This is a genomic window from Delftia sp. Lp-1, from assembly GCF_020523835.1.
Taxonomy (GTDB): domain Bacteria; phylum Pseudomonadota; class Gammaproteobacteria; order Burkholderiales; family Burkholderiaceae_C; genus Comamonas; species Comamonas acidovorans.
On the sequence record NZ_JAJALJ010000002.1, the window covers coordinates 321,637 to 341,090 of the forward strand.

Genomic DNA, 19,454 nt, shown 5'->3' on the forward strand with positions numbered 1-19,454 from the left:
ATCAGCCTGGGGAGGCCAGCGGCGAGAGGTACAGGTGCACCAGGGCCTGCTTCATGTAGCGCTCCACCGTGGCAATGGACACGGCCATGGCTTCGGCGATCTCGGCATGCCTGAGGCCGTCGAGCCGGCGCAGCAAGAAGGCCTGCCGCACCTTCGGGGGCAGGCCGTCCAGCCATTGGTCCAGGGCCTCGATGGCTTCGCGCACCAGGGCGTAGTCCTCCGGGGAGGGCGCCACTTCCTCGGGCAGCGTGGCCAGCGCATCGAGCCAGGCCTGCTCCAGTTCGCGCCTGCGCCAGAAGTTGTAGAGCACCCGCTGCGCCAGCGTGGTCAGGTAGGCGCGCGGCTCCTGGATGGCATGGGCCTGCCGGGACGCCACCACGCGCTCGAAGGTGTCGTGCGCCAGGTCCTCGGCCTGGTGGGAATTGCCCAGCTTGCGCCGCAGCCAGCCGTGCAGCCAGTCATGGTGGGCGACGTAGAGCGTGTGCACCGGGTCGGCGGTGGACGGGGAGGGCATGGTGCAGCGGTTTTGTAAATGAGAATTTTTCTCATTTTACAGAGTCTGCCTACATCAGCCCCTCGCTGGCCATGGACAGCGAGGCACCGGGCGCCACGATCACATGGTCCAGCACCTGGATGTCCACCAGGCCCAGTGCGGCCTGCAGGCTCTGCGTGACGGCCTTGTCGGCGGCGCTGGCCTGGACCTGTCCGCTGGGATGGTTGTGGGCCAGGATGACGGCGCCCGCATGGTGGTGCAGGGCGCGCAGCACCACCTCCCGGGGGTAGACGCTGGTGCGCGTGAGCGTGCCCCGGAACATTTCTTCCAGCGCGATCAGCCGGTGCTGGCCGTCCAGGAACAGCACGGCGAACACCTCATGCTGGCGCGCCGCCAGGTGCAGCTGCAGGTAGCGCGCCACGGCCTCGGGCGAGGCCAGGGCCGGGCGCTCGCGCAGTTGCTCGGCCATGGCGCGGCGCGCCAGTTCGAGCACGGCCAGGAGTTGCGCGCACTTGGAAGGCCCCAGCCCCTTGATGGCCTTCAGGTCGGCGTGCCCGGCCTGCAGCAGCCCGGACAGGCCGGCCCGCCCGGGCAGCTGCAGCAGTTCCTGGGCCAGCTGCAGCACGCCCTTGCCGGCCATGCCGGTGCGCAGCACGATGGCCAGCAGTTCGATATCGGAAAGCGCCGAGGGGCCGCGCGCCGCGAGCTTTTCGCGCGGCTGGGCCTGGGCGGGCAGGTCTTTGAGAGCCATGGTTCAGCCAGGTGAGGGGCGCCGCAGGGACACCGTTGCACGGGGCGTGGGGGCATGGATGTTTTTCTACAATACGTGCCAGTTTATCGGGACTTCCATGACCTCTAGCGCTTCTTCCTCGGCCCTCCCCACGGTCCAGACCGGCTCGTTCCTCACGCTGCACTACCGCCTGTCCGGGCCTGCAGGCGATGTGATCAACACCTTCAACGACAAGCCCGCCACGCTGTCCCTGGGCGCGGGCGAGCTGTCGCCCGCCGTCGAGCAGCGCCTGCTGGGCCTGGCCGAAGGCACGCGCACCACGTTCGAGATGCCGGCCGGCGAAGCCTTTGGCGAGCGCAACGGCGACATGATGCAGTGGGTGGCGCGCAAGCTGATGAACGAGCTGGGCGACCCGCACGAGCAGTACGCGCCCGGCGACGTGGTGCAGTTCCCCACGCCCGACGGCCTGGGCAGCTACGCGGGCGCCGTGGTGCAGGTGCGCGAGGACGGCGCCGTGCTGTTCGACTTCAACCACCCGCTGGCGGGCCAGCCGGTGACGTTCGAAGTGCAGATCATCGGGGTGCTCTGAGGTGCTGGATTCGACCTCGCCCCAGGAAATCCTGCTGGCCGAGCCCCGGGGCTTCTGTGCCGGCGTGGACCGCGCCATCGAGATCGTGGAGCGTGCGCTGGCCAAGTTCGGCGCGCCCATCTACGTGCGCCACGAGATCGTGCACAACACCTTCGTGGTCAACGATCTCAAGGCCAAGGGAGCGATCTTCATCGAGGAGCTGGACGATGTGCCGCCCGGCTCCACCCTGGTGTTCAGCGCCCACGGCGTGAGCCGGGCGGTGCAGGAAGAGGCGCGGCGGCGCGGTTTCTCCATCTTCGACGCCACCTGCCCGCTGGTGACCAAGGTGCATGTGGAAGTGGCCAAGCTCGCCAAGGAAGGCTACGAGTTCCTGATGATCGGCCACAAGGGGCATCCCGAGGTCGAGGGCACCATGGGCCAGCTGTCCGAGGGCATCCACCTGGTCGAGGACGAGGCCGATGTGGCCCGTGTCACCCCCCGCCAGACCGAGAAGCTGGCCGTGGTCACGCAGACCACGCTGTCGGTGGACGATGCCGCCGGCATCACGGCGGCCATCCGCGCCCGCTTTCCGCAGGTGCGCGAGCCCAAGCAGCAGGACATCTGCTACGCCACGCAAAACCGCCAGGATGCCGTCAAGGTGCTGGCGCCGCAGGTGGATGTGCTCATCGTCGTGGGCAGCCCCACCAGTTCCAACAGCAACCGCCTGCGCGAGCTGGCCGCGCGCCTGGGAACGCCCGCCTACATGGTGGACAACGCGGGCGAGCTGTGCGAGGAATGGTTTGCCAATGCCGGGCGCGTGGGCCTGACGGCCGGGGCCTCCGCCCCCGAGGTGCTGGTGGACGAGGTCATCCAGCGCCTGCGCCAGCTGGGCGCGCTGTCGGTGCGCAAGATGGATGGCATCGAGGAGACCGTGAAGTTCCCGCTGCCCAAGGGCCTGAAGATCGACGCGGCCACGGGCCTGGAGATCTCCGTGGGCAAGCAGCCCGAGACGGGCGGCTGAACCGCAGGCGCAGCGGACATTGGCCAAAAAGCAAACGGGCGCCTGGCGCCCGTTTTGCATGGTGGGGCCGAAAGCCTCAGCTCCACAGATCCAGCGGCGGATCGGAGGCCACGGCGCGCAGGATGTCGGTGCGGCTGATGAAGCCGGCCAGCAGGCCCTGCTCATCGGTCACGGGCAGGCCCGGCAGGCCGGTCTCCAGCAGCACGCCGGCCACGCGGCGCAGGTCGGTGGTGGTGGCCACCGTGGGAATGGGGGAGATCATGACCTCGTTCACGGGCCGGCGCGCCAGGGCAATGGCGTCCTTGATCGCACCGGGCTCGGGCAGCAGGTCCAGCGGCGCCATGTCGGCACGCAGCAGCAGCCCGACCACGCGGCCACCGGCATCCAGCACGGGGGCCTGGGCCACGCCGTGCTCGGCCAGCACGCGCCAGGCGTCGTTGACACCGGCCTCGGGCGATACCGTCACGGCCTCGTGGCTCATCACGTCGGCCACGGTCTGCAGGGGCTGGCGTGGCTGGCTGGGGCCTTTTTCCGTGGAAAGGTAGGCATCGACCGCGCCGCGCAGCCGCGGCGCGGGCTCCGGCGCGCCGGCAGGCTGGCCCGCGAGGTCGGCCAGGATGGCGGGGAACGAGGCGGCGGCGTCGTCGGCCATCACATCGGCCGAGCGCGTGCGCAGGGCCTGCGGGCGTTGTACGCGGCGCACGGGCGCCACCTGGCCCAGCCGCTCGGCGGGACCGCGAAACATCTGTCCGTTGGGACCGAAGACAAAAAACATGGGTGCTCCCGGGTGCGCAAACCGCTGTGGGCGGCATATTGGAAGTATCGGCGCTGGCGCGGGATTTCTGTAGCGGCAAGACCCCCAACGCCCAGGGGCGGGCGCTGCCATGGCGATACCGCCTAAAATTGCCGGCTATGCTCGATATCCTTCTTCTTCGCAAAGACCTTGACTCGGCCGTCGCACGGCTGGAGACCCGCAAAAAGCCCCAGGCCTTCCTGAATGTGGAGGCCTTCCAGTCCCTGGAAGCAGAGCGCAAGTCCCTGCAGACGCGGACCGAGGAGCTGCAGTCCAAGCGCAACCAGCTGTCCAAGCAGATCGGCATGCTGATGGGCAAGGGCGAGAAGGACGCTGCCGAGGCCGCCAAGGCCGAAGTCGGCAGCCTCAAGACCGAGCTGGACCAGTCGGCCACGCGCCTGGAGCAGATCCAGGGCGAGCTGCAGACCATGCTGCTGGCCGTGCCCAACCTGCCGCACGACAGCGTGCCCGTCGGTGCGGACGAAAGCGGCAATGTGGAGGCGCGCCGCTGGGGCACGCCCAAGACCTTTGATTTCGAGGTCAAGGACCATGTGGACGTGGGCCAGCCGCTGGGCCTGGATTTCGACATGGGCGTCAAGCTGTCGGGCTCGCGCTTCACCGTGATGAAGGGCCCCATCGCCCGCCTGCACCGCGCCCTGGCGCAGTTCATGATCGACCTGCAGACCGACTCGCATGGCTACACCGAGTGCTATGTGCCCTACGCCGTCAATGCCGACTCGCTCAAGGGAACGGGCCAGTTGCCCAAGTTCGAGGGCGACCTGTTCGCCGCCAAGAAGGGCGGCCAGGACGGCGAGCCCGTGCCCGACAACGCGGCGCTCTACCTGATTCCCACGGCCGAGGTGCCGCTGACCAACTTCGTGCGCGACGTGGTCGTGGCCGAGGACCAGCTGCCCATCAAGCTCACGGCCCACAGCCCCTGCTTCCGTTCCGAGGCCGGCAGCTATGGCCGCGACACGCGCGGCATGATCCGCCAGCACCAGTTCGACAAGGTCGAGATGGTGCAGATCGTGCATCCGGAAAAGAGCTACGAGGCGCTTGAAGAGATGACCGGCCACGCCGAGGCCGTGCTGCAGAAGCTGGGCCTGCCCTACCGCGTGATGAGCCTGTGCACGGGCGACATGGGCTTTGGCGCGGCCAAGACCTATGACCTGGAAGTCTGGCTGCCTGCGCAGAACACCTACCGCGAGATCAGCTCGGTCTCCAACTGCGAGGCCTTCCAGGCGCGCCGCCTGCAGGCACGCTTCAAGAACGCCCAGGGCAAGAACGAGCTGGTGCACACGCTCAACGGTTCCGGCCTGGCTGTGGGCCGCACGCTGGTGGCTGTGCTGGAGAACTACCAGAACGCCGATGGCTCGGTGACCATCCCCGAGGCGCTGCGCCCGTACATGGGTGGACAGACTTTGCTGAAGGCCTGAATTTTTAGGCTATAATTTCAGCTTCGACGCTGCGGAGAGGTGGCAGAGTGGTCGATTGTACCTGACTCGAAATCAGGCGTACGTGCGAACGTACCGAGGGTTCGAATCCCTCCCTCTCCGCCAATGTGTCAGCAAACAAGCGCCTTCCGAGGCGCTTTTTTGTTGTACCCATCAATCTACCCATCAATGATGGAGCTGTTCGATGAAGTGCTTACATTGCCAAGTGGAGGTACATCCCAACTTCGGGGTGACGCAGATCAGCGGAGATGGTGAGGTGGGTGAAGAGCACGGTGCTCCGACGCGGTGGCGGGTTCATTGGATGACGTGCCCGGCTTGCAAAAAGGCGCAACTCTTCCTTCTGAAGCAACTCGGTACTTTCGTGGACCGCTGGTCAATCTACCCTCGGAACGCTACAAGGCCCCCAGCTCCGCAAGAGGTGCCGGCTGAGATCGCGGAGGATTTCAATGAAGCGGCCGCGGTCCTGAGCATCAGTCCCAAGGCCTCTGCTGCGTTATCTCGCAGGTGCTTGCAAGGCCTCCTTAAGTCCAATGGATACAACCAGAAAGACCTGGCGCCGGCGATTCAGGCGGCGCTCGATGCAGGTACTTTGCCGCCAGCACTTGCCGAAAACCTTGATGCAGTGAGGAACATCGGGAATTTCGCAGCTCATCCGATGAAGGACAAGCAGACCAATGCTGTGCTGCCTGTGGAGCCGCATGAGGCTGAATGGAATCTTGAGGTGTTAGAGGGTCTGTTCGATCACTATTACGTGCAACCGGCCAAGGCCGCTGCGCGTAGGGATGCCCTTAACAAGAAGCTCGAAGGAGCAGGTAAGCCCCCTCTCAAGACAGGTAGCGGGACCTGATCCCGGTGCAACGCCATATGTGGAAGAGCGCTGGATCCTCGCCAGACGCGATGGCTGGATGTTAAAGCTTTAACAAAAAATCAAAGAATCAAACAATCAAAACGCCCCGCAAACCCGCATGGATGCTGGGTTTCGGGGCGTTTCCGTTTGATTAACAAAATTCAAACGGGGGACATTTTTTGCGCGTGCGGAACAGGGCGGTCTAGACCGAAAAGGCCTCCAGACTTCGCATAGCCCCCCTGCCGAATCGGTCTTGCTGCTCCTCGATTCGTGGTGAAAGGCCGTCAGATGCCTCTCCTGAAAGCTTGCCATAGAATGGCTCCGGGACCCCTTGAAGATGGCCAACCGAGCTCACGAAGGCCGGAGCCATGGACAAGGACAGACCCCGGCGCCGTAGCTACAGCGCCGTAAGGCAGCCAATGAAGTCCATGGCCCTATGTTCGTGCATAGACAAGCCACAAAGGCACGACAGTAACTGCCAAAGCGAGGCCACCCTGATCAGGCGGTCACGCAGGCCTGCTGTGACTGCGCAACATGGGCCAAACCATGAAGCTGCAGATATCAGTCCAGGTAGGCAAGTCCTTCAAGATCTCCGCATCGATAGCAATGTCGGTCACCACGGTTATCTTGATTCTTGCGCTTCTGGTGTAAGAAGAGGGCGGGGTTCGCTCCGCCCTCCTCGAGCACTCAGCTCTAGATCTTTCCTTCGCCTCACGCGCGATCTTCTAAATGGACAGACAGGCTTTTGCCTTCGGCGTTGTAGCTGAAGCACATCACTGCTGACGCTGAGGAAAAAGAAAAGCCCCGCTGGGCGAACCATGCGGGGCTTTGTTGCGTCTGGGCCTGGCTGTGCTTACGCGCGCACGCCCTTGACCACTGCGAACGTCTGCGGATAGGGGATCACCACATCAGCGCGGACGTGGCAGGCGAAGCCGATCTCGCCAGTGGAGGCGAAGACCTCGCGCAGGAGCTGGATGCTCACGTTCTCACGCAGCAGGAAGTACATGCCACGGAAGTCTCCCAGGTACAGCTCGCTGCAGTCCTTGCCCGTGCCCACGGTCAGGTCGATAGGGATCTGGGACGTGTGCAGGATGGGCAGGTTCTGCAGCAGTTCAGGCTTGCGGATGGGCTGGCCCGTGGTGTCCACCAGTCCGGCCAGGGTGATGACGCTGCGGGGCGCTCCGATCACCGCATTGGGCAGCGGGCCGTCTGCATTCATCACGGCGCCGATGCCTTGCAGGATGGGGCCATAGTTGGCCAGCGCCCCGCCATTGGTGCCGCCGAAGTTCACCACTTGGACGCCAACGGTGTTCAGCAGTCCCCGGGGCTCCGGTGCCGTGCCGCTGCCACGCAGGCCCACGCGGTCCAGCTCCTTGGCGAAGGCCTGGCCGATGGCGATGCGCAGTGCCGCTTCCATGTTGGGCGCATCGGCCAGCAGCTCGCGGCTCACCTTGAACATGAAGGCCAGGGACTGGGGCACAGCCGCCACGCCGCGGAACGTGGGCTCAGACTGCGCCAGCGCCGCGGACTCATTGCGCCAGGCCGCCTGGGGAAGGCTGTTCACCACGGCCGTGGTCACGGACTTGGCGCCTTTCTCCATGGGCACCACGCCGGCGCCAGCTTGCAGCAAGCTGCTTGCAGGTGCCATAGCGGCCAGGATCTCGGGCATGACGGTGTGGGGCACTGCATAGCCGCCTGCCGTGTCTTGGCCCACGGCCAGTGCCTGAATGGCGCCTTCGCTGGAGCGCATTCCCGCCACGGCCCGCACGAAGTCGGACAGGCCTATCTTGTCGCCTGCTGGTGCGTCCTTGCCGTAGTGGGCCTTGAACTCCGCAGGGGTGCGCAGTGCCTTGAAGCTCTGAATCACCCCATCGATGGTGGCCTGCGGCTGCGTGTCGTTGCCGAAGTGTTGCTGGCCTGCCAGCTTGGTGTGTGCATCTTCGATTTCACGCTGCTGCTGATCCAGCTTGGCGTCGTAGCGGGTTTTGAATTCGTCAAAAGCTCCCTTGAGTCCAGCAATCACGGCGGGCATGTCCGCTGGCGTGGCTTCTGCTCGGATGGCACGAATGCCACGGGGGATGGACGATTGGGTATGGGTGCGCATAAAAATGCCTTTGCAAAAACAAATGTGGAAAGGGTTCACATCCGTTTCAAGCAGCGCCCGGCATGCTCTCGGGGTGTGTCGAACTGCAGCGCTCGGCATGCAGTTTCAAAGGGCGGTGTTTCGCTGCCAGCGCACGGCAATTGACAGTAGAGACACCGGTGGGTCACGAGGACGCCTAGACCAATTCTAGGCAATGGCTGGTTATTTATCCAGTGCAAGATGGATGTTTGTCATGGCTTGTTGCTCCCGTACTGCTTGCGCAGCAGCGCCAGCAGCTCGGCGCGAAGGTGTGGGGGTGTGTTCAGGCAGTCCTGGCGCATCTGCTCGCGCGCGGCTGGGCTGTCGTTCCAGTGGTCGCAGGCGCGCATCGCAGCCTGCAGGAGCTGATGGGTCAGGCGGTTGGACTGCTGCACCAGGCGTATCAGCTCGGGCTTGTGAGCCAGCACCCGGGCTCGCTGCTCCGGCGTCAGGGTGTTGGCTGGGACCGTGAGCCCCTTGCCGTCGGGTGTGCACTCCAGATCGATGCCGCATGCCAGCAGGTCGGAAAGGATGGCTTGTGCGGTCATAGGGCCTCCCTCGGACCAGCGGCCGGGCAGGCGATTTCTGCCGAAGATGCCCCGAAGGTGCCCAAGATGCCCTGTTTTGAAAGTTGGGCACCTTGGGCATCTTCGAGGGCATCTTCGCGTTCGCCCACCGCCACCAGCCACTCCGGTTTGGGCTGAAAGTCGGCGGGCAGTGACCAGTACCAACCGGCGCCCATGCCGCTTTTTTGTGGCTTGACCCCCATCTTTTCGCGGGCCGTGCGGATCTGCTTTTTGCTGTAGCCCATGCTTGCCAGGGATGTCTCCACAGCTTTGCTGGGCGTCGTACCTCCTCGCAGTTCAGCCCAGAGCAGCATCGGGAGATCGCTCTTCTCTGCGGAGATCTCTTCGCTCTCTTCCTCGGGGTCCGTCAGCAGTTCGCGGGCCGAGCCCTGCACAGCAATGCCCCAGCCAATGCGCGAGGCCTGGATGCCAGGCAGCGGCTCGCACTGCTCCAGGTGGTATGTGAAGCCGCCATCGTCCGGGCCGATGTTGGACTTGCTGCGCGCCAGAATGCGGGCGTCCTGGCCGTCCTCCAGGCTCTTGACCTTGGCGGCCACCAGCACCACGCGGGCAACGGCGGTGAAGGCCACGCTGCCCACCACGCGCTGCGCAGGGTCCACGCCCTGGCCACCCTTGGCAAAGTGCGTGATGCCCAGCACGGCGCAGTCGCAGGCCGTGGCCAGGTTCACCAAGGGCTGCAGCGCGCGGCGCACCTCTGTGTTCTTGTGGCTGTCTCCCGTGACAGCCGACACCACGGGATCGATCACCAGCAGGCGCACGCCGCCAATGTGCTGGATGGCTTGCAGCAGGCCCTGCAGGTCGCGGGCGGGGTCGAAGGGCTGCACCTCTCCTTCCGGCGTGCGTGCGCCCTCGATGAAGAAGCAGCGGGCGCGTTCAGCACCAGCAGCAAGCAGGCGCGGCAGCAGCGTGTCGGCGGGGTCATCCTCACCGCTCCAGATCAGGACGTTGCCTGCGTCGCAGCGGGTCTTGTCTGGCCACTGCCCGCCAATGGTCACGGTTGCCGCCATGGTCAGCGCCAGCGTGGTCTTGCCCTGGCCAGGTGCGCCCGCCAGGATGTGCAGCTTGCCCAGCGCCAGCCAGTGCTGCCACAGCCACCGCACGGGCTCGGGGTTCAGGTCCGTGCCGCACGTCAGCACCACCGTGTTCCCATGCGTACCGGGGCGCGTACCTGGCTGCGTACCAACGTCCTCCGGCCCGCTGTCCAGCGGTGGGAAGGTGGGCTCTTGCGGCGGCTGCTCAGTCCTGGCCGGTGGCCGGTAGGCCAGTGCGGCTGCCACGCTCGGGTCCACCGCAGCATGGGCCGCATCGTTTCGTCTGTTCATGCGTACACCTCCACGATGCGCTGCACACGCCCAGCGGCTTGCATGAGGCGGGCGCGGTCGGTGTCGGAAAGGGCTACACCCTGGGCCACGTTGCCCGCAGCGATGGCAATCAGGTTCGCCTCGGTCATGAGGGCGTCCAGGGCCTGGCGCGGCGTGAATGGGGCAGGGTTGGCGGGCGCGGGCTTGCCGTCGTCCACCCAGGCGCCCAAGTCCTTGGCTGCCTCGATGAATTCCAGGCCGTGGGCAGCCATGTGGTAGCCCAGCACATCGCCGCCACGGGCACCACAGCCAGCCATGCAGACGAAGGCACCGCTGTGCAGGTTGATCCGCATGGAGTCGCTCCCCTGGTGAAATTGGCAGGCCGTGGTGACCCACTTTTTGCCTTTGCCAAGGCTCAGGCCCTGGCCCTCGTAGTAGTCGCGCGGGGCGGGAAGGCGGTCGCGTTCAAGCGGCATGACATGCCTCCTCATCCACAAAGGCCACCAGATCCACCAGCACCTCGAATTGGCGCTGCGCAGCGGCCAGCCAGCGGTAGTACAGGGAAGAGGGTCGGCTGAATGCCTGGACGCCCAGATTGACGGCAGCGCCAGCCATGAACCATTTGTTCTCGAAGGTGCTGCGGTCCAGAGGAAGCTCCGCACGCAGCAGGCGAATTTGGGCCAGCGCCAGATCCACGGCGAAGTCCACATCCACATCCTTGTCGTCCCATTCCTTGTCGTCGTAGCGCACCCGCATCAGGTGCTCCAGGGTGTGCTGAATATGCGCAATGGCGGTCAGCATGGCTTGGTCGGCGCTGGGCAGACCAGGCGCCTGGGTCACAGCCGATAGCGGCAGGCCCAGGGCAATGCAGTCCAGCGCGTCACGGGGTTGCAGATCAGGCTGTTTTTGGCAAGGCTCCGCCGCCACTGCCACTCGGGCAGCGTTTTTATTCATCGTCATTGGTCAGCCCTCCGTCTTAGGGTCGAGCTCGGGAGTGGCCGTGGCGGCGTCCAGCATTGATTTGCCTATTTCGAGCAATTGGAAAACGCCCCAAAGGCTGTCGTCTGGAGAGTCTATTGCCATGCCACGCAACAGATCTTTGGCGGCTGCCAGATAGCAGGAGGCCTGTTCCAGAACGTCGCGTGCGGATGTGTCGGGATTTACAGAAAGCTGGCAACCATCGAGCGCGCCGAGTCGTATTTGCATTGCAGACATGATTCAGCCCTCCATGCTCAGATCGAGGCCACGCAATGCGGCCAGGGCTTGCACAGCTTTGATGCGGGCACCAGCGACATTGGCATGCGGCTGGCTGAGGTAATGCAGCGCCATGCTCAGGGCGTTATGGGCCTGGGCGTGCAATTGGATGGGATCAAGGGTGCCCGTGGCGGGCAATGCGGGCGCAATGGCGCGAGAAATGGTAGCCATGAAGGCCTCCAAGAGGTTGCGGTTCAAAAACCACCACTCCGAGACCAATCGGGGCGGTAGCTCGACAGGTTGGTCTACCGGGCAACCTCTTGCGAGAAACCGGCCAGGCTTGCGCCTGCCTGCCGAGCCACCATAAAAGGGGCGCGAATGACAAAGCCGCAGACCAAAGGCGGAAACTGCGGCTTTCGTCGCAGAGATTGCTACGGGAGACCAATCCCGATCACGCTTAACAGGCGCGACAGCACCAGTATAGCGACGTTGTGAGATGACGCAAGGCATGTTGGGCCTCACTTCTTGGCCTGGGCGTCGCGCCATGCGATCAGCTGGTCGCCCGGGATGACGGTGCAGCGCGGGGACAGCCGGATGGGCTGGGGGAAGTCTGGGCGGCTCTTGATCCAGCGCCAGAGGGTGGCGGTGCCGATGCCCAGCAGTTCAGCGGCTTGCTTGGGGCGGTAGGACTGGGGAAATGAGGTCAATGTTCACTCCATCTGATCCCGCGTTGCATCAGGTGCTGCGGTATGAGGTGAACTGTCGGAAATTCGTTCCCGTAGCTGCGGCAACTGCCAGCCCAGCAAGGCAGTTGCCTGTTTTCTTTGGCAACTGCCTGTTTTTAGCGACTTTTCCGCTCCAGAGCGTCTGGCACCTTCTTTAAATGTTCCTCGATGGTTCTTTTGGCGACTGGGGAGCCCATTCGATCGGTCATTCCTGCAATGATTTCAGCAGATTTGCTTGGCGTCATCAGTGATATTTTGGCCTCCTCAGCCAGCGCGGCAATGATGGTCAACAGCGTAGTTCTCTCTCGAGTCCCGATGGATTTTTCTTCCTCCTCTAGCGTTGTTAGATTTTCTTGATCGGCTGCCGAAGATGCTGGTAATGCTTCTGTAATGTTAATTGCATTTGAGATATGGCCTCGCGAAGCAAGAACCTTCTCCGGAAAATCTACTTGAGTCGCCTTGAAGAACTCTTTCAGCTTCGGCTTTAGCCAACCAGGTCTGTAGCCTGGTCCTACACCCTCATTCCAACTTGGGTCATCCTCGATTCTGATATTTAAAAGAGAATCTGTAATCCATCCATCGGGAAGACGTCGAAAGTCTCTGCGTTGCAGATTGCACTCAATCATCGGAACCTGGACAAGCTGGTCTTCATTTCTATCCATCCAGCTGGCAATTTGGTATGGCGTAAGTCCCTGTTCTTCAACCAAAGCATTAAAGAGATCTTCGCAAGCGACAAACTCCCGCATAACGTAATCTATTTCGTCGGCAATTCGCATTTTTACCTCTCCTTCAGGAAATCGGACCATGCGGTCATCATCTCGGCCCGCTTGGTGAATAAGTCGCCGCGCCGGTAGGCAGCCTCTACCGCGTTGCCGATGGTGTGGGCCAGCGCCATCTCGGCCACCTCACGCGGGAAGTGGGTGCGCTCGGCGGCCCAGTCGCGGAAGGTGGAGCGCATGCCATGTGGCACGGCTTCCAGCTCCATGCGGCGCATCAGGTTCGTGAGCGTCATATCTGAGAGCTGCCCGCCACGAGGTGCAGGGAACACCAGGTCATTGCCTTCCAAGCGCGGCATGGAGGCCAGAAGCGCCAGCGCCTGAGGTGACAGCGGCACCCTGTGCTCCTTCTGTGCCTTCATGCGCTCGGCGGGCACGGTCCACACGGCGGCCTCCATGTCGATCTCCTGCCAGGTCGCGCCCCGCACTTCGCCCGACCGTGCGGCAGTCAGCACCAGGAACTCCAAGGCGCGGGCGGACAGCCCCTTACGCTGGCGTAGCTGGGCCAAGAACCCCGGCATGGCGTCGATGGGCAAGGCCTTGTGGTGGACCACCCTTGCAATCTTGGTGGGCGCTGGCAGCAGCTTGTCGAGGTGGCCACGCCAACGCGCTGGGTTCTCGCCCTCACGAAAGCCACGCACTCGCGCCCAGTCCAGCACCTGCTCGATGCGGCCGCGCAGCCGGGTGGCTGTCTCGGTCTTGTCTTTCCAGATGGGCTGCAGGATGCTCAGGATGTGTGCCTGGCCCACGTCGCCGACCTGCAGCTTTCCGATGGTCGGATAGGCGTAGGTGGCCAGCGAGGCGGCCCATTGGGCCCTGTGCTTGGGATTGCGCCATTCATCGCTCTTGGCGTCGATCAGCGCCTGGCACGCGGCCTCAAAGGTCATGCTCTTGGCCTGCTCGGCGCGTAGGAGACTCAAGGCGCGTTCGCGCTCCAGGATCGGGTCCAGGCCCTGCTCGATCTTAGACCGTGCCTCCCTGGCCTTATCCCGCGCAAAGGCCAGCGTCACATCGGGGAAGCCGCCCAGGCCCATGTCCCGGCGTTTGCCTCCTACGGTCGCGCGCAGGATCCAGGAGCGGGCACCGCTGGAGGTGACTTGGAGGTAGAGCCCAGACACCCCACCAACCGCGTGCAAGCCAGGCTCACGCAGCCGGCTGACAGCCAACGCACCGAGCTCTGTTGCTTTTCGTGACATTTAGTCTCCGTCGAACTTTTGGCCAAATTTCCTACCCATCGTCCTACCCATCAAAGAGCATGCGATTGTTGGCGACTATAAGCGATGACGTGAGACAAATGTGATAGCAAGGAACCTGTGCACGGCCTAGGCAGATGAGACTTTCTGAGGTTTCCTGAAATCCTATCTTCTCGGACTCCCTCTCCGCCAGAAATATGAAACCCAGTGCTGTGAAAACGGCACTGGGTTTTTCTGTTTCTGGCGTGCCGGTGGCTGCCTGCAATGGGAAGGCCTTGCCCGGTTGCTTACTTGCAATCGCGCCTGACAAGTGCGCCATGCTCCGCTGAGGCAGCACGCCGCTTCCAAATCACCCCGTCCACCAGGTAGTGATGAAAACCAAGGGTGAAGTGCGCTATCAGCACAGTGGGCAGCCCCAGCCAGAGCAGTTGTGTGCCTGCCCAGTCGATGGCCAGGTAGAGCATTGAGCCCAGTGCCAAGCACACACCACCATACCGGGCAGCGTTCTTCCACAAGCCGGTCTCCGACGCCTTGTCGGCTTGTGTCTGTCGCTCGCGGCGGATGTTCTGCACCCATACGAATAGCAGGTATTGCAGGTTGTGCCACAGATTGATCAGGAGCCATCCGAGCGTGATGTCGGTGATCCAGATGTAGGCCACGAAGCAGGTGAATGCATGCGAGGCCACAAAGCCATCGTGACGCCAATCGATGTTTCCCGTCAGAGCCAGGCGAGCCTGTCGCCATAGCCAGCAGGCGCTGCAAGCGATGGCCGCAACGCCCATCGCATTGGCCGCCTGGGCGGGTACGGCAGGCAGTTGGATGGGATAGCCCAGAAAGGTCTCGGGCGCCTGGGCGCAGCGGGCAAGCAGCCCCCACGCGGCAACGAGGTAGATGACGGCTTCTGCGAGCCTGTCCTGGCGAAAGGGATGCATCCCTGAACGCCGATAGGCCCTGGCGATGCCGAAGGACTGCCTCGCCACGTGATAGCTCTGCGCGCAGAAATAGAGCGTGAACAGCCCGGCGACCTCGAATGCCAGCACGGTCGCCACCACACCGCCGAGCACGATCACGGGCAGGCCAAAGATCAGGAAGCGATGGCGTCGGATATCGGCCATGCTGGATCCGATCCGGGTCAAGGTGGCCATGACATGAGGATTGGCGAAAAGCCAGGTATCCACCAGCACGATGGCAAGCAGCATGGCAGGCGATATCGAAGCCATGGCCGCCATGCCGAGGGCCAATGCCAGCGTGCCGGCAATGAACAGGCCGTCGAACCCTGGATGCCGTGCCAGCAGGCCGGCACGCATGGCGTTTGCGTGTGGCAGGGCAGTCATGTGACGATGGGTGGCTGGATCTGCGGCCGGGGCGACCCGAGCGGTGCGGGCTTTGGCGGGATGGTGAAAACGGTTTCCGGGCGCAAATAGTGCTCGGTGCCACTCTTGAGCTTTTCAAGCGCCTGCATGCGGGCAGCGGAGAAGCGTGACTCGAGCGTCAGCCGGCTGGACATGCCAGACAGGCCCGCTGCCGGCAGTCGCTGGTGAGGGTCATAGACCTCACTGATCTCACAGGGATAGCAGCGATTGCTTGCGTCGAGTTGGCTTGCCAGAGAAATTTTGTAGACAACACCTTCGGTTTGATCTGGAGCGATGGGAAAAGAGAAGGTCAATTCGGAAAAGATGGAATCCTTCGTTGTATCGCCTGCAAGCTTGAAACCGGCAACGCTGTATGCGTCGATGATCATGCTCTTCAGACTTGATGGATCAATGCCGACAAATGAGTTTTCGTATAGATTTCTTTCTCCTCGCCACTTGTTTCTATAGTTGAATCCAAAATCCGCGTCCATGGATTTTCGCCCGAGATCGTGAATGCTGGCATAGGCTTGATCGATGGCCGAAAAAACCTGGCGACTCAGATCGTACTGAAGCATCCACGAAGAAGATTGAAGGCTGGGGAGATCTGGAATCATGGTCAGCCGCAAGAAGCAGCTGGCGCATCTCTTGCTCTTGTCAAGGTTCTCGTCCACCCGCAGGACCACATCAACGCGCTGAATTTTTCCACCCGTCGCCACGGAATAGAAGAATTTGTATTGCGCCGTTCCATCCTTCGATTTTTCAATGGCCGTATGGGAAAACCGGGCGCTTTCGAAAGCACTGATCACCAGTTTTCTGAAATCATCCACCTTGATGCCACGATAAATGGCGACTGGAAAAGCAGTGGGCGATGTTCTTTCATGAAGCAAGATCGGTGATTGGATGTTTTGCCCTGATGCGCCATGGACCATGGTCATCCAAAAGAAAGCAATCATCACCAGTGTTTTTGATCCATCAAGCATGATGTCTTTTCGATGCAGTATGAATAATGATCGCTGAAGCCGCGCGGTGTGGGCCGAGTTGCATGAGATCAGATGTGCTGCGCAAAGGCATCTTGGCTTGCGGCGGAGACTCCTGGCAGGGGAGCGTCTTTGCCAAAGGCCCTGTGAGTTGCTCAAGGCTCTGTTGCCTTTGCAGAACAACGCAATGATGGTAGTGCAACTGCAGCCTGTGCTGGCGCAGCAGGCAGTTGCAGCCATAAAAAAGGCCCGCGTTGGCGGGCCGTGCTCAGATCTCGAGGGCCTTGCGGTCCTTGCCTTCAATCCAGCGCGGCGGTTTGCCCCGGCCGGTCCAGGTGGCTCCGCTGGCGGGGTCGCGGTATTTGGCCACGCCAATGCTGGCGGACTTGGCCTTGCCGGTGCTGAAGATGTCATCCTGGGTCAGACCGAACTGCTCGACGAGTTCGCGGACCTTGGCGATGACTCCGCCTTTTTCCGCCTTCAGGGTGGCGGCGATCTTTGCCTCAAGCTCGGCCTTCTGCTGGAGGAGGGTTTTGTAATCTGCTGTCATGTATTCCTCATGGATAGTGTGCTACACAATGACGCATTCTATGGAGACAGGGCCAATGTCGCATGTGGGACATCGTTGGTGTTTGCACCTAGCCTCTGCTCCGCCTGCCCCCATGCGCTGTGCGCGGACCGGGCCTAGGCCTCGGCAAATTCGCGCCTGGCGCTGAAGTGCAGGATTTCGGAATCCTGCGCTCCCCCCTGTCTTTGAATGACGATGGTGCCGTTGGAATGCAGATAGATACGGATACCCGGCAGGGTGTCCGAATCCAGATGGCAAGGGCTTTTGTCGAGGTTTTTCCAGCCATGTTCTGCGCACAGCGTGCGTTGCCGCATGCGATTGAGCAATTCACGGCGAGCGCCAGCGCCTTCGCAGATGCGTATCCAGAGCAGCAACAGCATGTCGTGTGCCTCCTGGCGGGATGAGCAGGGAGGCATGTGCTTCAACTGGTTCAGCAGGGTGAAGAACCGTTCCTCTGCGCTGATTTCGAGTGCCATGTTTGCCTCCTGTGTGCCTGGATATGCATCAAAGTGTAGGCAGGCCCGGTTCCGCGAAGGCGCGGCGTTTGGCGACAGCGCCGGTGGCGTTTTTTCCTGCGTGTTTGCAGGATTTCTGCCAGGGCGGCTGTCATGGCCCATGCCAGCCGTGTCAGTGAGACTGCATGCCCATGAGATTGCACGACATGGCGCATTGCTGGCAGGCTGCCGCGCAGGTCTGGCAATGGTCGTGGGAATGCTTGCTGCATTCGTCGGCGCAGGCCTGGCAGATCTGGGCGCACAGGCGGCAGATGTCCGGCGCATGCGGGCTCTGGCGCGCCATTGCGGCCACGGCCAGTTCGCAGATCTGCGCGCATTCCAGGTCCTGGGCAATGCAGGCGGCCATCATCTGGACGTCTGACTCCTTCAGGCAGGCGGCGGCGCAGGTATTGCAGGCAATGACGCAGGCCTGGCAGGCGTCCATACAGGCCTTGTAGTCGATGGCAGGTGGGGTGGTATTCATGGCAGTTCTCCTGGAATGAGGGAGTGAAGTCGCGCAGGGCGTTCTTCCTTGGCCATACGCTGGCAGCGATCCGCACCAAAGAAAACGCCCCGCGAACGGGGCTGTGTCAAGGACCGCAAGGGTCGGGATTTACAGGTAGGGCACGCCGTAGTAATCGTTCACGCGGCGGCCATATTCATCGGTGTATGCCGGAGCCGTATCGCGCTCGTAGCGTGGAGCGTTGTCCAGTTGCTCACGCGTCAGCGACACCACGTAGCCATTCATGTTGGGCTCGTACTTGAGGGATTCCCAGGGCAGCGGATAGCGATCCGTTCCGATGCCCAGGAAGCCGCCGAACTCCATGACGGCGTAGCGCACCTTGCCGGACAGCTTGTCGATCATCAGCGTGTCTATGGTCCCCAGCTTGTCGCCTGCCGGGTTGTAGACATTGGTGCCGCTGACGGTTTCGGAAGAAATGACGCTCGATGCGGTGTTGGGTGTGACCATGACGTTCTCCAGTGAGTGGGTTTGTGCTGACCCGCCAGCGCGGTGCGTCTGGCGGCTGAGCGATGCGGCTTTGAATGGGGCGCGGTAGCCGGCCTGTCAAGAAAACCTGTGCATCGCCTGGCGAAGTCGAAGCCTGTGTGCTTCTGGGTTCTAGCTTAGGACGGCATCTGCGGGCACCGGGTAGTCGGGCCGCCGCGACGGGCGTAGGAGGTGCCTTGGGCGGCGGAGGCCAGTTCCTACGAGCCCCTGTAGTCAAGGTCGGCGGGGCTGCGGGCCTTGGCTGACGCGGGGCAGCAGCCTGGGCCGGCTGCGGCGCGGCAGGGCGAGGCGTACAACAAAACGACAGGGCAATGAAGCGCAGGCAGTCCCGCATGCGTGTGGCATGCCCCGAAGGAGAGCCCCATGAATGCAAGCAACAAGCCATCCATCCAGCCCATCCAGCCGGTGTCCACGGATGCCCCCGAGGATGAAGACCTTGCCGAGCAGGCACGCCCCGGCCACGGTGTTCCTTCGCAGGACCCCGATGCGTCCGCGCAGTTCGAACTGTCGCCCGAGGATGCAGAGCGCGAGTCGCGCTCGGTATTCATCGGCGGCGGCGTGCTGGCCGGAGCCGCTGCAGGCGCTGCGGCGGGTGCTGCGATTGCCGGCCCGGTGGGCGTGGTGGTCGGCGGCACGGTAGGCAGCGTGGCCGGTGCGCTGGGCGGTGCGGCCGCTGGCGCCGTGGCACCTGCGCAGGGCGCGGAAAAACCGTCGCACCCCGGCAGCAAGTCTTCCGGGTGACAGGGAAGGGGTGGTGGCAGGCCCTGTGTAGCGCAGCGGCCATGGACGGGTGTGGGTGCATCCCGTATACAGAAGCCTGTCCACTTTCTTACCACCCCAGATGGCCAACGTACTCATCGGCATCGTCGCCGCAATCCATGTCTACATCCTCGTGCTGGAGATGTTTCTCTGGGACAAGCCGGCCGGACGCCGCGCGTTTGGCCTGACGCCCGAATTTGCCCAGCAGACCAGGACACTGGCCGCCAATCAGGGCCTGTACAACGGCTTTCTCGCCGCCGGGCTGATCTGGGGGCTGGCGCAGGGGGCCGATGGCCTGGGCTTCAAGTACTTCTTCCTGATCTGCGTGCTGGTGGCCGGCGTGTATGGCGCCGCCACGGCCAGCCGCAAGATCCTCTGGGTGCAGGCCGTGCCGGCTGCCGTGTCGCTGATTGCGCTGTACCTGGGCCTTTGAGCGCGCCCAAAGCGCCCAAAGCTCCCAAAGCTCCCAAAGCTCCCAAAGCTCCCAAAGC

At 63.0% G+C, this 19,454-nt stretch carries 25 protein-coding genes and 1 tRNA gene; 7 read left to right on the forward strand and 19 right to left on the reverse strand.

Translation table 11 applies throughout. From position 1 onward, the window contains the following. Position 1: 1 nt before the first annotated feature. Positions 2-514 (reverse strand): sigma-70 family RNA polymerase sigma factor, encoded by a 513-nt coding sequence (locus LGR64_RS18180; RefSeq protein ID WP_230356425.1) that lies wholly within the window; start codon positions 512-514, stop codon positions 2-4. 49 nt (positions 515-563) lie between these two features. Then, positions 564-1,244 carry a RadC family protein gene (gene radC / locus LGR64_RS18185; RefSeq protein WP_063327045.1) on the reverse strand — a complete coding sequence of 227 codons (681 nt, stop codon included), beginning with the start codon at positions 1,242-1,244 and terminating at the stop codon, positions 564-566. A 97-nt stretch (positions 1,245-1,341) separates the two neighbouring features. Here radC and LGR64_RS18190 point away from each other — a divergent pair, with 97 nt between their 5' ends. Both LGR64_RS18190 and ispH read left to right on the forward strand, forming a co-directional pair. Further along, on the forward strand, positions 1,342-1,812 hold the full coding sequence (locus tag LGR64_RS18190; RefSeq protein WP_012203830.1) for an FKBP-type peptidyl-prolyl cis-trans isomerase: 471 nt from the start codon (positions 1,342-1,344) through the stop codon (positions 1,810-1,812). Position 1,813: 1 nt separating this feature from the next. Continuing rightward, positions 1,814-2,812, forward strand: a complete 999-nt coding sequence (gene ispH, locus LGR64_RS18195) for a 4-hydroxy-3-methylbut-2-enyl diphosphate reductase (RefSeq protein WP_012203831.1) — start codon at positions 1,814-1,816, stop codon at positions 2,810-2,812. Between the two features lie 76 nt (positions 2,813-2,888). Here ispH and LGR64_RS18200 read toward each other — a convergent pair whose 3' ends face one another. After that, positions 2,889-3,587: a CBS domain-containing protein gene (locus LGR64_RS18200; protein ID WP_013803854.1), complete on the reverse strand. Its 699-nt coding sequence runs from the start codon at positions 3,585-3,587 to the stop codon at positions 2,889-2,891. Between the two features lie 137 nt (positions 3,588-3,724). Between LGR64_RS18200 and serS the strand changes: the two genes are divergently transcribed. From serS to LGR64_RS18215, 3 genes are all read left to right on the forward strand, one after another. Continuing rightward, entirely contained in the window at positions 3,725-5,041 is a 1,317-nt protein-coding gene (serS, locus tag LGR64_RS18205) for a serine--tRNA ligase (RefSeq protein WP_012203833.1), read from the forward strand. A 33-nt stretch (positions 5,042-5,074) separates the two neighbouring features. After that, a tRNA-Ser gene (locus LGR64_RS18210) sits at positions 5,075-5,164 on the forward strand. Positions 5,165-5,477: 313 nt separating this feature from the next. After that, positions 5,478-5,906, forward strand: coding sequence for a DUF4145 domain-containing protein (locus tag LGR64_RS18215; RefSeq protein ID WP_230356427.1), 429 nt, complete (start codon positions 5,478-5,480; stop codon positions 5,904-5,906). An 853-nt stretch (positions 5,907-6,759) separates the two neighbouring features. Here LGR64_RS18215 and LGR64_RS18220 read toward each other — a convergent pair. From LGR64_RS18220 to LGR64_RS18295, 16 genes are all read right to left on the reverse strand, one after another. Then, positions 6,760-8,010 carry a phage major capsid protein gene (locus tag LGR64_RS18220; protein ID WP_230356429.1) on the reverse strand — a complete coding sequence of 417 codons (1,251 nt, stop codon included), beginning with the start codon at positions 8,008-8,010 and terminating at the stop codon, positions 6,760-6,762. Between the two features lie 230 nt (positions 8,011-8,240). Further along, entirely contained in the window at positions 8,241-8,576 is a 336-nt protein-coding gene (locus LGR64_RS18225; RefSeq protein WP_197957211.1) for a hypothetical protein, read from the reverse strand. Then, the gene (locus LGR64_RS18230) at positions 8,573-9,937 is read right to left on the reverse strand and encodes an AAA family ATPase (protein WP_230356432.1); all 1,365 of its coding nucleotides are present in this window, start codon (positions 9,935-9,937) and stop codon (positions 8,573-8,575) included. Before LGR64_RS18230 ends, LGR64_RS18225 begins: the two co-directional genes overlap by 4 nt. Further along, complete coding sequence (locus LGR64_RS18235; RefSeq protein ID WP_230356434.1) at positions 9,934-10,392, reverse strand: CHC2 zinc finger domain-containing protein; 459 nt, start codon at positions 10,390-10,392, stop codon at positions 9,934-9,936. The genes LGR64_RS18230 and LGR64_RS18235 overlap by 4 nt, the downstream gene beginning before the upstream one ends. Further along, positions 10,382-10,717 carry a hypothetical protein gene (locus tag LGR64_RS18240; RefSeq protein ID WP_230356436.1) on the reverse strand — a complete coding sequence of 112 codons (336 nt, stop codon included), beginning with the start codon at positions 10,715-10,717 and terminating at the stop codon, positions 10,382-10,384. The genes LGR64_RS18235 and LGR64_RS18240 overlap by 11 nt, the downstream gene beginning before the upstream one ends. A gap of 162 nt (positions 10,718-10,879) precedes the next feature. After that, the gene (locus tag LGR64_RS18245; protein WP_197957207.1) at positions 10,880-11,131 is read right to left on the reverse strand and encodes a DUF3077 domain-containing protein; all 252 of its coding nucleotides are present in this window, start codon (positions 11,129-11,131) and stop codon (positions 10,880-10,882) included. 3 nt (positions 11,132-11,134) lie between these two features. Next, positions 11,135-11,368 carry a hypothetical protein gene (locus LGR64_RS18250; protein ID WP_230356438.1) on the reverse strand — a complete coding sequence of 78 codons (234 nt, stop codon included), beginning with the start codon at positions 11,366-11,368 and terminating at the stop codon, positions 11,135-11,137. 260 nt (positions 11,369-11,628) lie between these two features. Further along, positions 11,629-11,817: a helix-turn-helix transcriptional regulator gene (locus LGR64_RS18255; RefSeq protein WP_230356440.1), complete on the reverse strand. Its 189-nt coding sequence runs from the start codon at positions 11,815-11,817 to the stop codon at positions 11,629-11,631. Positions 11,818-11,951: 134 nt separating this feature from the next. Then, a complete protein-coding gene (locus LGR64_RS18260; RefSeq protein ID WP_230356442.1) occupies positions 11,952-12,611 on the reverse strand; it encodes a hypothetical protein in 660 nt (219 codons plus the stop codon). A gap of 2 nt (positions 12,612-12,613) precedes the next feature. Continuing rightward, entirely contained in the window at positions 12,614-13,807 is a 1,194-nt protein-coding gene (locus LGR64_RS18265; protein WP_230356443.1) for a tyrosine-type recombinase/integrase, read from the reverse strand. Between the two features lie 284 nt (positions 13,808-14,091). Beyond that, positions 14,092-15,111, reverse strand: coding sequence for a hypothetical protein (locus tag LGR64_RS18270; protein WP_230356445.1), 1,020 nt, complete (start codon positions 15,109-15,111; stop codon positions 14,092-14,094). 23 nt (positions 15,112-15,134) lie between these two features. Further along, positions 15,135-16,136: a hypothetical protein gene (locus LGR64_RS18275; protein WP_230356447.1), complete on the reverse strand. Its 1,002-nt coding sequence runs from the start codon at positions 16,134-16,136 to the stop codon at positions 15,135-15,137. Positions 16,137-16,401: 265 nt separating this feature from the next. Then, entirely contained in the window at positions 16,402-16,683 is a 282-nt protein-coding gene (locus LGR64_RS18280; RefSeq protein ID WP_012203893.1) for an H-NS histone family protein, read from the reverse strand. A 134-nt stretch (positions 16,684-16,817) separates the two neighbouring features. Next, entirely contained in the window at positions 16,818-17,177 is a 360-nt protein-coding gene (locus LGR64_RS18285) for a hypothetical protein (RefSeq protein ID WP_230356449.1), read from the reverse strand. Positions 17,178-17,328: 151 nt separating this feature from the next. Then, on the reverse strand, positions 17,329-17,679 hold the full coding sequence (locus LGR64_RS18290) for a four-helix bundle copper-binding protein (RefSeq protein WP_013803851.1): 351 nt from the start codon (positions 17,677-17,679) through the stop codon (positions 17,329-17,331). Between the two features lie 129 nt (positions 17,680-17,808). After that, on the reverse strand, positions 17,809-18,165 hold the full coding sequence (locus LGR64_RS18295) for a PRC-barrel domain-containing protein (RefSeq protein WP_013803850.1): 357 nt from the start codon (positions 18,163-18,165) through the stop codon (positions 17,809-17,811). A gap of 402 nt (positions 18,166-18,567) precedes the next feature. Here LGR64_RS18295 and LGR64_RS18300 point away from each other — a divergent pair, with 402 nt between their 5' ends. Beyond that, positions 18,568-18,945, forward strand: a complete 378-nt coding sequence (locus LGR64_RS18300) for a hypothetical protein (protein WP_012203897.1) — start codon at positions 18,568-18,570, stop codon at positions 18,943-18,945. A 100-nt stretch (positions 18,946-19,045) separates the two neighbouring features. Then, positions 19,046-19,396, forward strand: a complete 351-nt coding sequence (locus LGR64_RS18305; protein WP_012203898.1) for a DUF1304 domain-containing protein — start codon at positions 19,046-19,048, stop codon at positions 19,394-19,396. The last annotated feature ends 58 nt before the right edge of the window (positions 19,397-19,454 follow it).

Excerpts from the sequence above, each read along its gene's own strand:
- LGR64_RS18200 (WP_013803854.1), bottom strand. The coding sequence starts at position 3,587 with ATGTTTTTTGTCTTCGGTCCCAACGGACAGATGTTTCGCGGTCCCGCC.
- serS (WP_012203833.1), top strand. The coding sequence starts at position 3,725 with ATGCTCGATATCCTTCTTCTTCGCAAAGACCTTGACTCGGCCGTCGCA.
- LGR64_RS18235 (WP_230356434.1), bottom strand. The coding sequence starts at position 10,392 with ATGCCGCTTGAACGCGACCGCCTTCCCGCCCCGCGCGACTACTACGAG.
- LGR64_RS18295 (WP_013803850.1), bottom strand. The coding sequence starts at position 18,165 with ATGGTCACACCCAACACCGCATCGAGCGTCATTTCTTCCGAAACCGTC.
- LGR64_RS18260 (WP_230356442.1), bottom strand. The coding sequence starts at position 12,611 with ATGCGAATTGCCGACGAAATAGATTACGTTATGCGGGAGTTTGTCGCT.
- LGR64_RS18270 (WP_230356445.1), bottom strand. The coding sequence starts at position 15,111 with ATGCGTGCCGGCCTGCTGGCACGGCATCCAGGGTTCGACGGCCTGTTC.
- LGR64_RS18245 (WP_197957207.1), bottom strand. The coding sequence starts at position 11,131 with ATGTCTGCAATGCAAATACGACTCGGCGCGCTCGATGGTTGCCAGCTT.
- LGR64_RS18280 (WP_012203893.1), bottom strand. The coding sequence starts at position 16,683 with ATGACAGCAGATTACAAAACCCTCCTCCAGCAGAAGGCCGAGCTTGAG.
- LGR64_RS18305 (WP_012203898.1), top strand. The coding sequence starts at position 19,046 with ATGGCCAACGTACTCATCGGCATCGTCGCCGCAATCCATGTCTACATC.
- LGR64_RS18220 (WP_230356429.1), bottom strand. The coding sequence starts at position 8,010 with ATGCGCACCCATACCCAATCGTCCATCCCCCGTGGCATTCGTGCCATC.
- LGR64_RS18240 (WP_230356436.1), bottom strand. The coding sequence starts at position 10,717 with ATGCTGACCGCCATTGCGCATATTCAGCACACCCTGGAGCACCTGATG.
- LGR64_RS18290 (WP_013803851.1), bottom strand. The coding sequence starts at position 17,679 with ATGAATACCACCCCACCTGCCATCGACTACAAGGCCTGTATGGACGCC.
- LGR64_RS18300 (WP_012203897.1), top strand. The coding sequence starts at position 18,568 with ATGAATGCAAGCAACAAGCCATCCATCCAGCCCATCCAGCCGGTGTCC.
- LGR64_RS18230 (WP_230356432.1), bottom strand. The coding sequence starts at position 9,937 with ATGAACAGACGAAACGATGCGGCCCATGCTGCGGTGGACCCGAGCGTG.
- LGR64_RS18275 (WP_230356447.1), bottom strand. The coding sequence starts at position 16,136 with ATGCTTGATGGATCAAAAACACTGGTGATGATTGCTTTCTTTTGGATG.
- radC (WP_063327045.1), bottom strand. The coding sequence starts at position 1,244 with ATGGCTCTCAAAGACCTGCCCGCCCAGGCCCAGCCGCGCGAAAAGCTC.
- LGR64_RS18180 (WP_230356425.1), bottom strand. The coding sequence starts at position 514 with ATGCCCTCCCCGTCCACCGCCGACCCGGTGCACACGCTCTACGTCGCC.
- LGR64_RS18225 (WP_197957211.1), bottom strand. The coding sequence starts at position 8,576 with ATGACCGCACAAGCCATCCTTTCCGACCTGCTGGCATGCGGCATCGAT.
- LGR64_RS18190 (WP_012203830.1), top strand. The coding sequence starts at position 1,342 with ATGACCTCTAGCGCTTCTTCCTCGGCCCTCCCCACGGTCCAGACCGGC.
- LGR64_RS18265 (WP_230356443.1), bottom strand. The coding sequence starts at position 13,807 with ATGTCACGAAAAGCAACAGAGCTCGGTGCGTTGGCTGTCAGCCGGCTG.
- LGR64_RS18285 (WP_230356449.1), bottom strand. The coding sequence starts at position 17,177 with ATGGCACTCGAAATCAGCGCAGAGGAACGGTTCTTCACCCTGCTGAAC.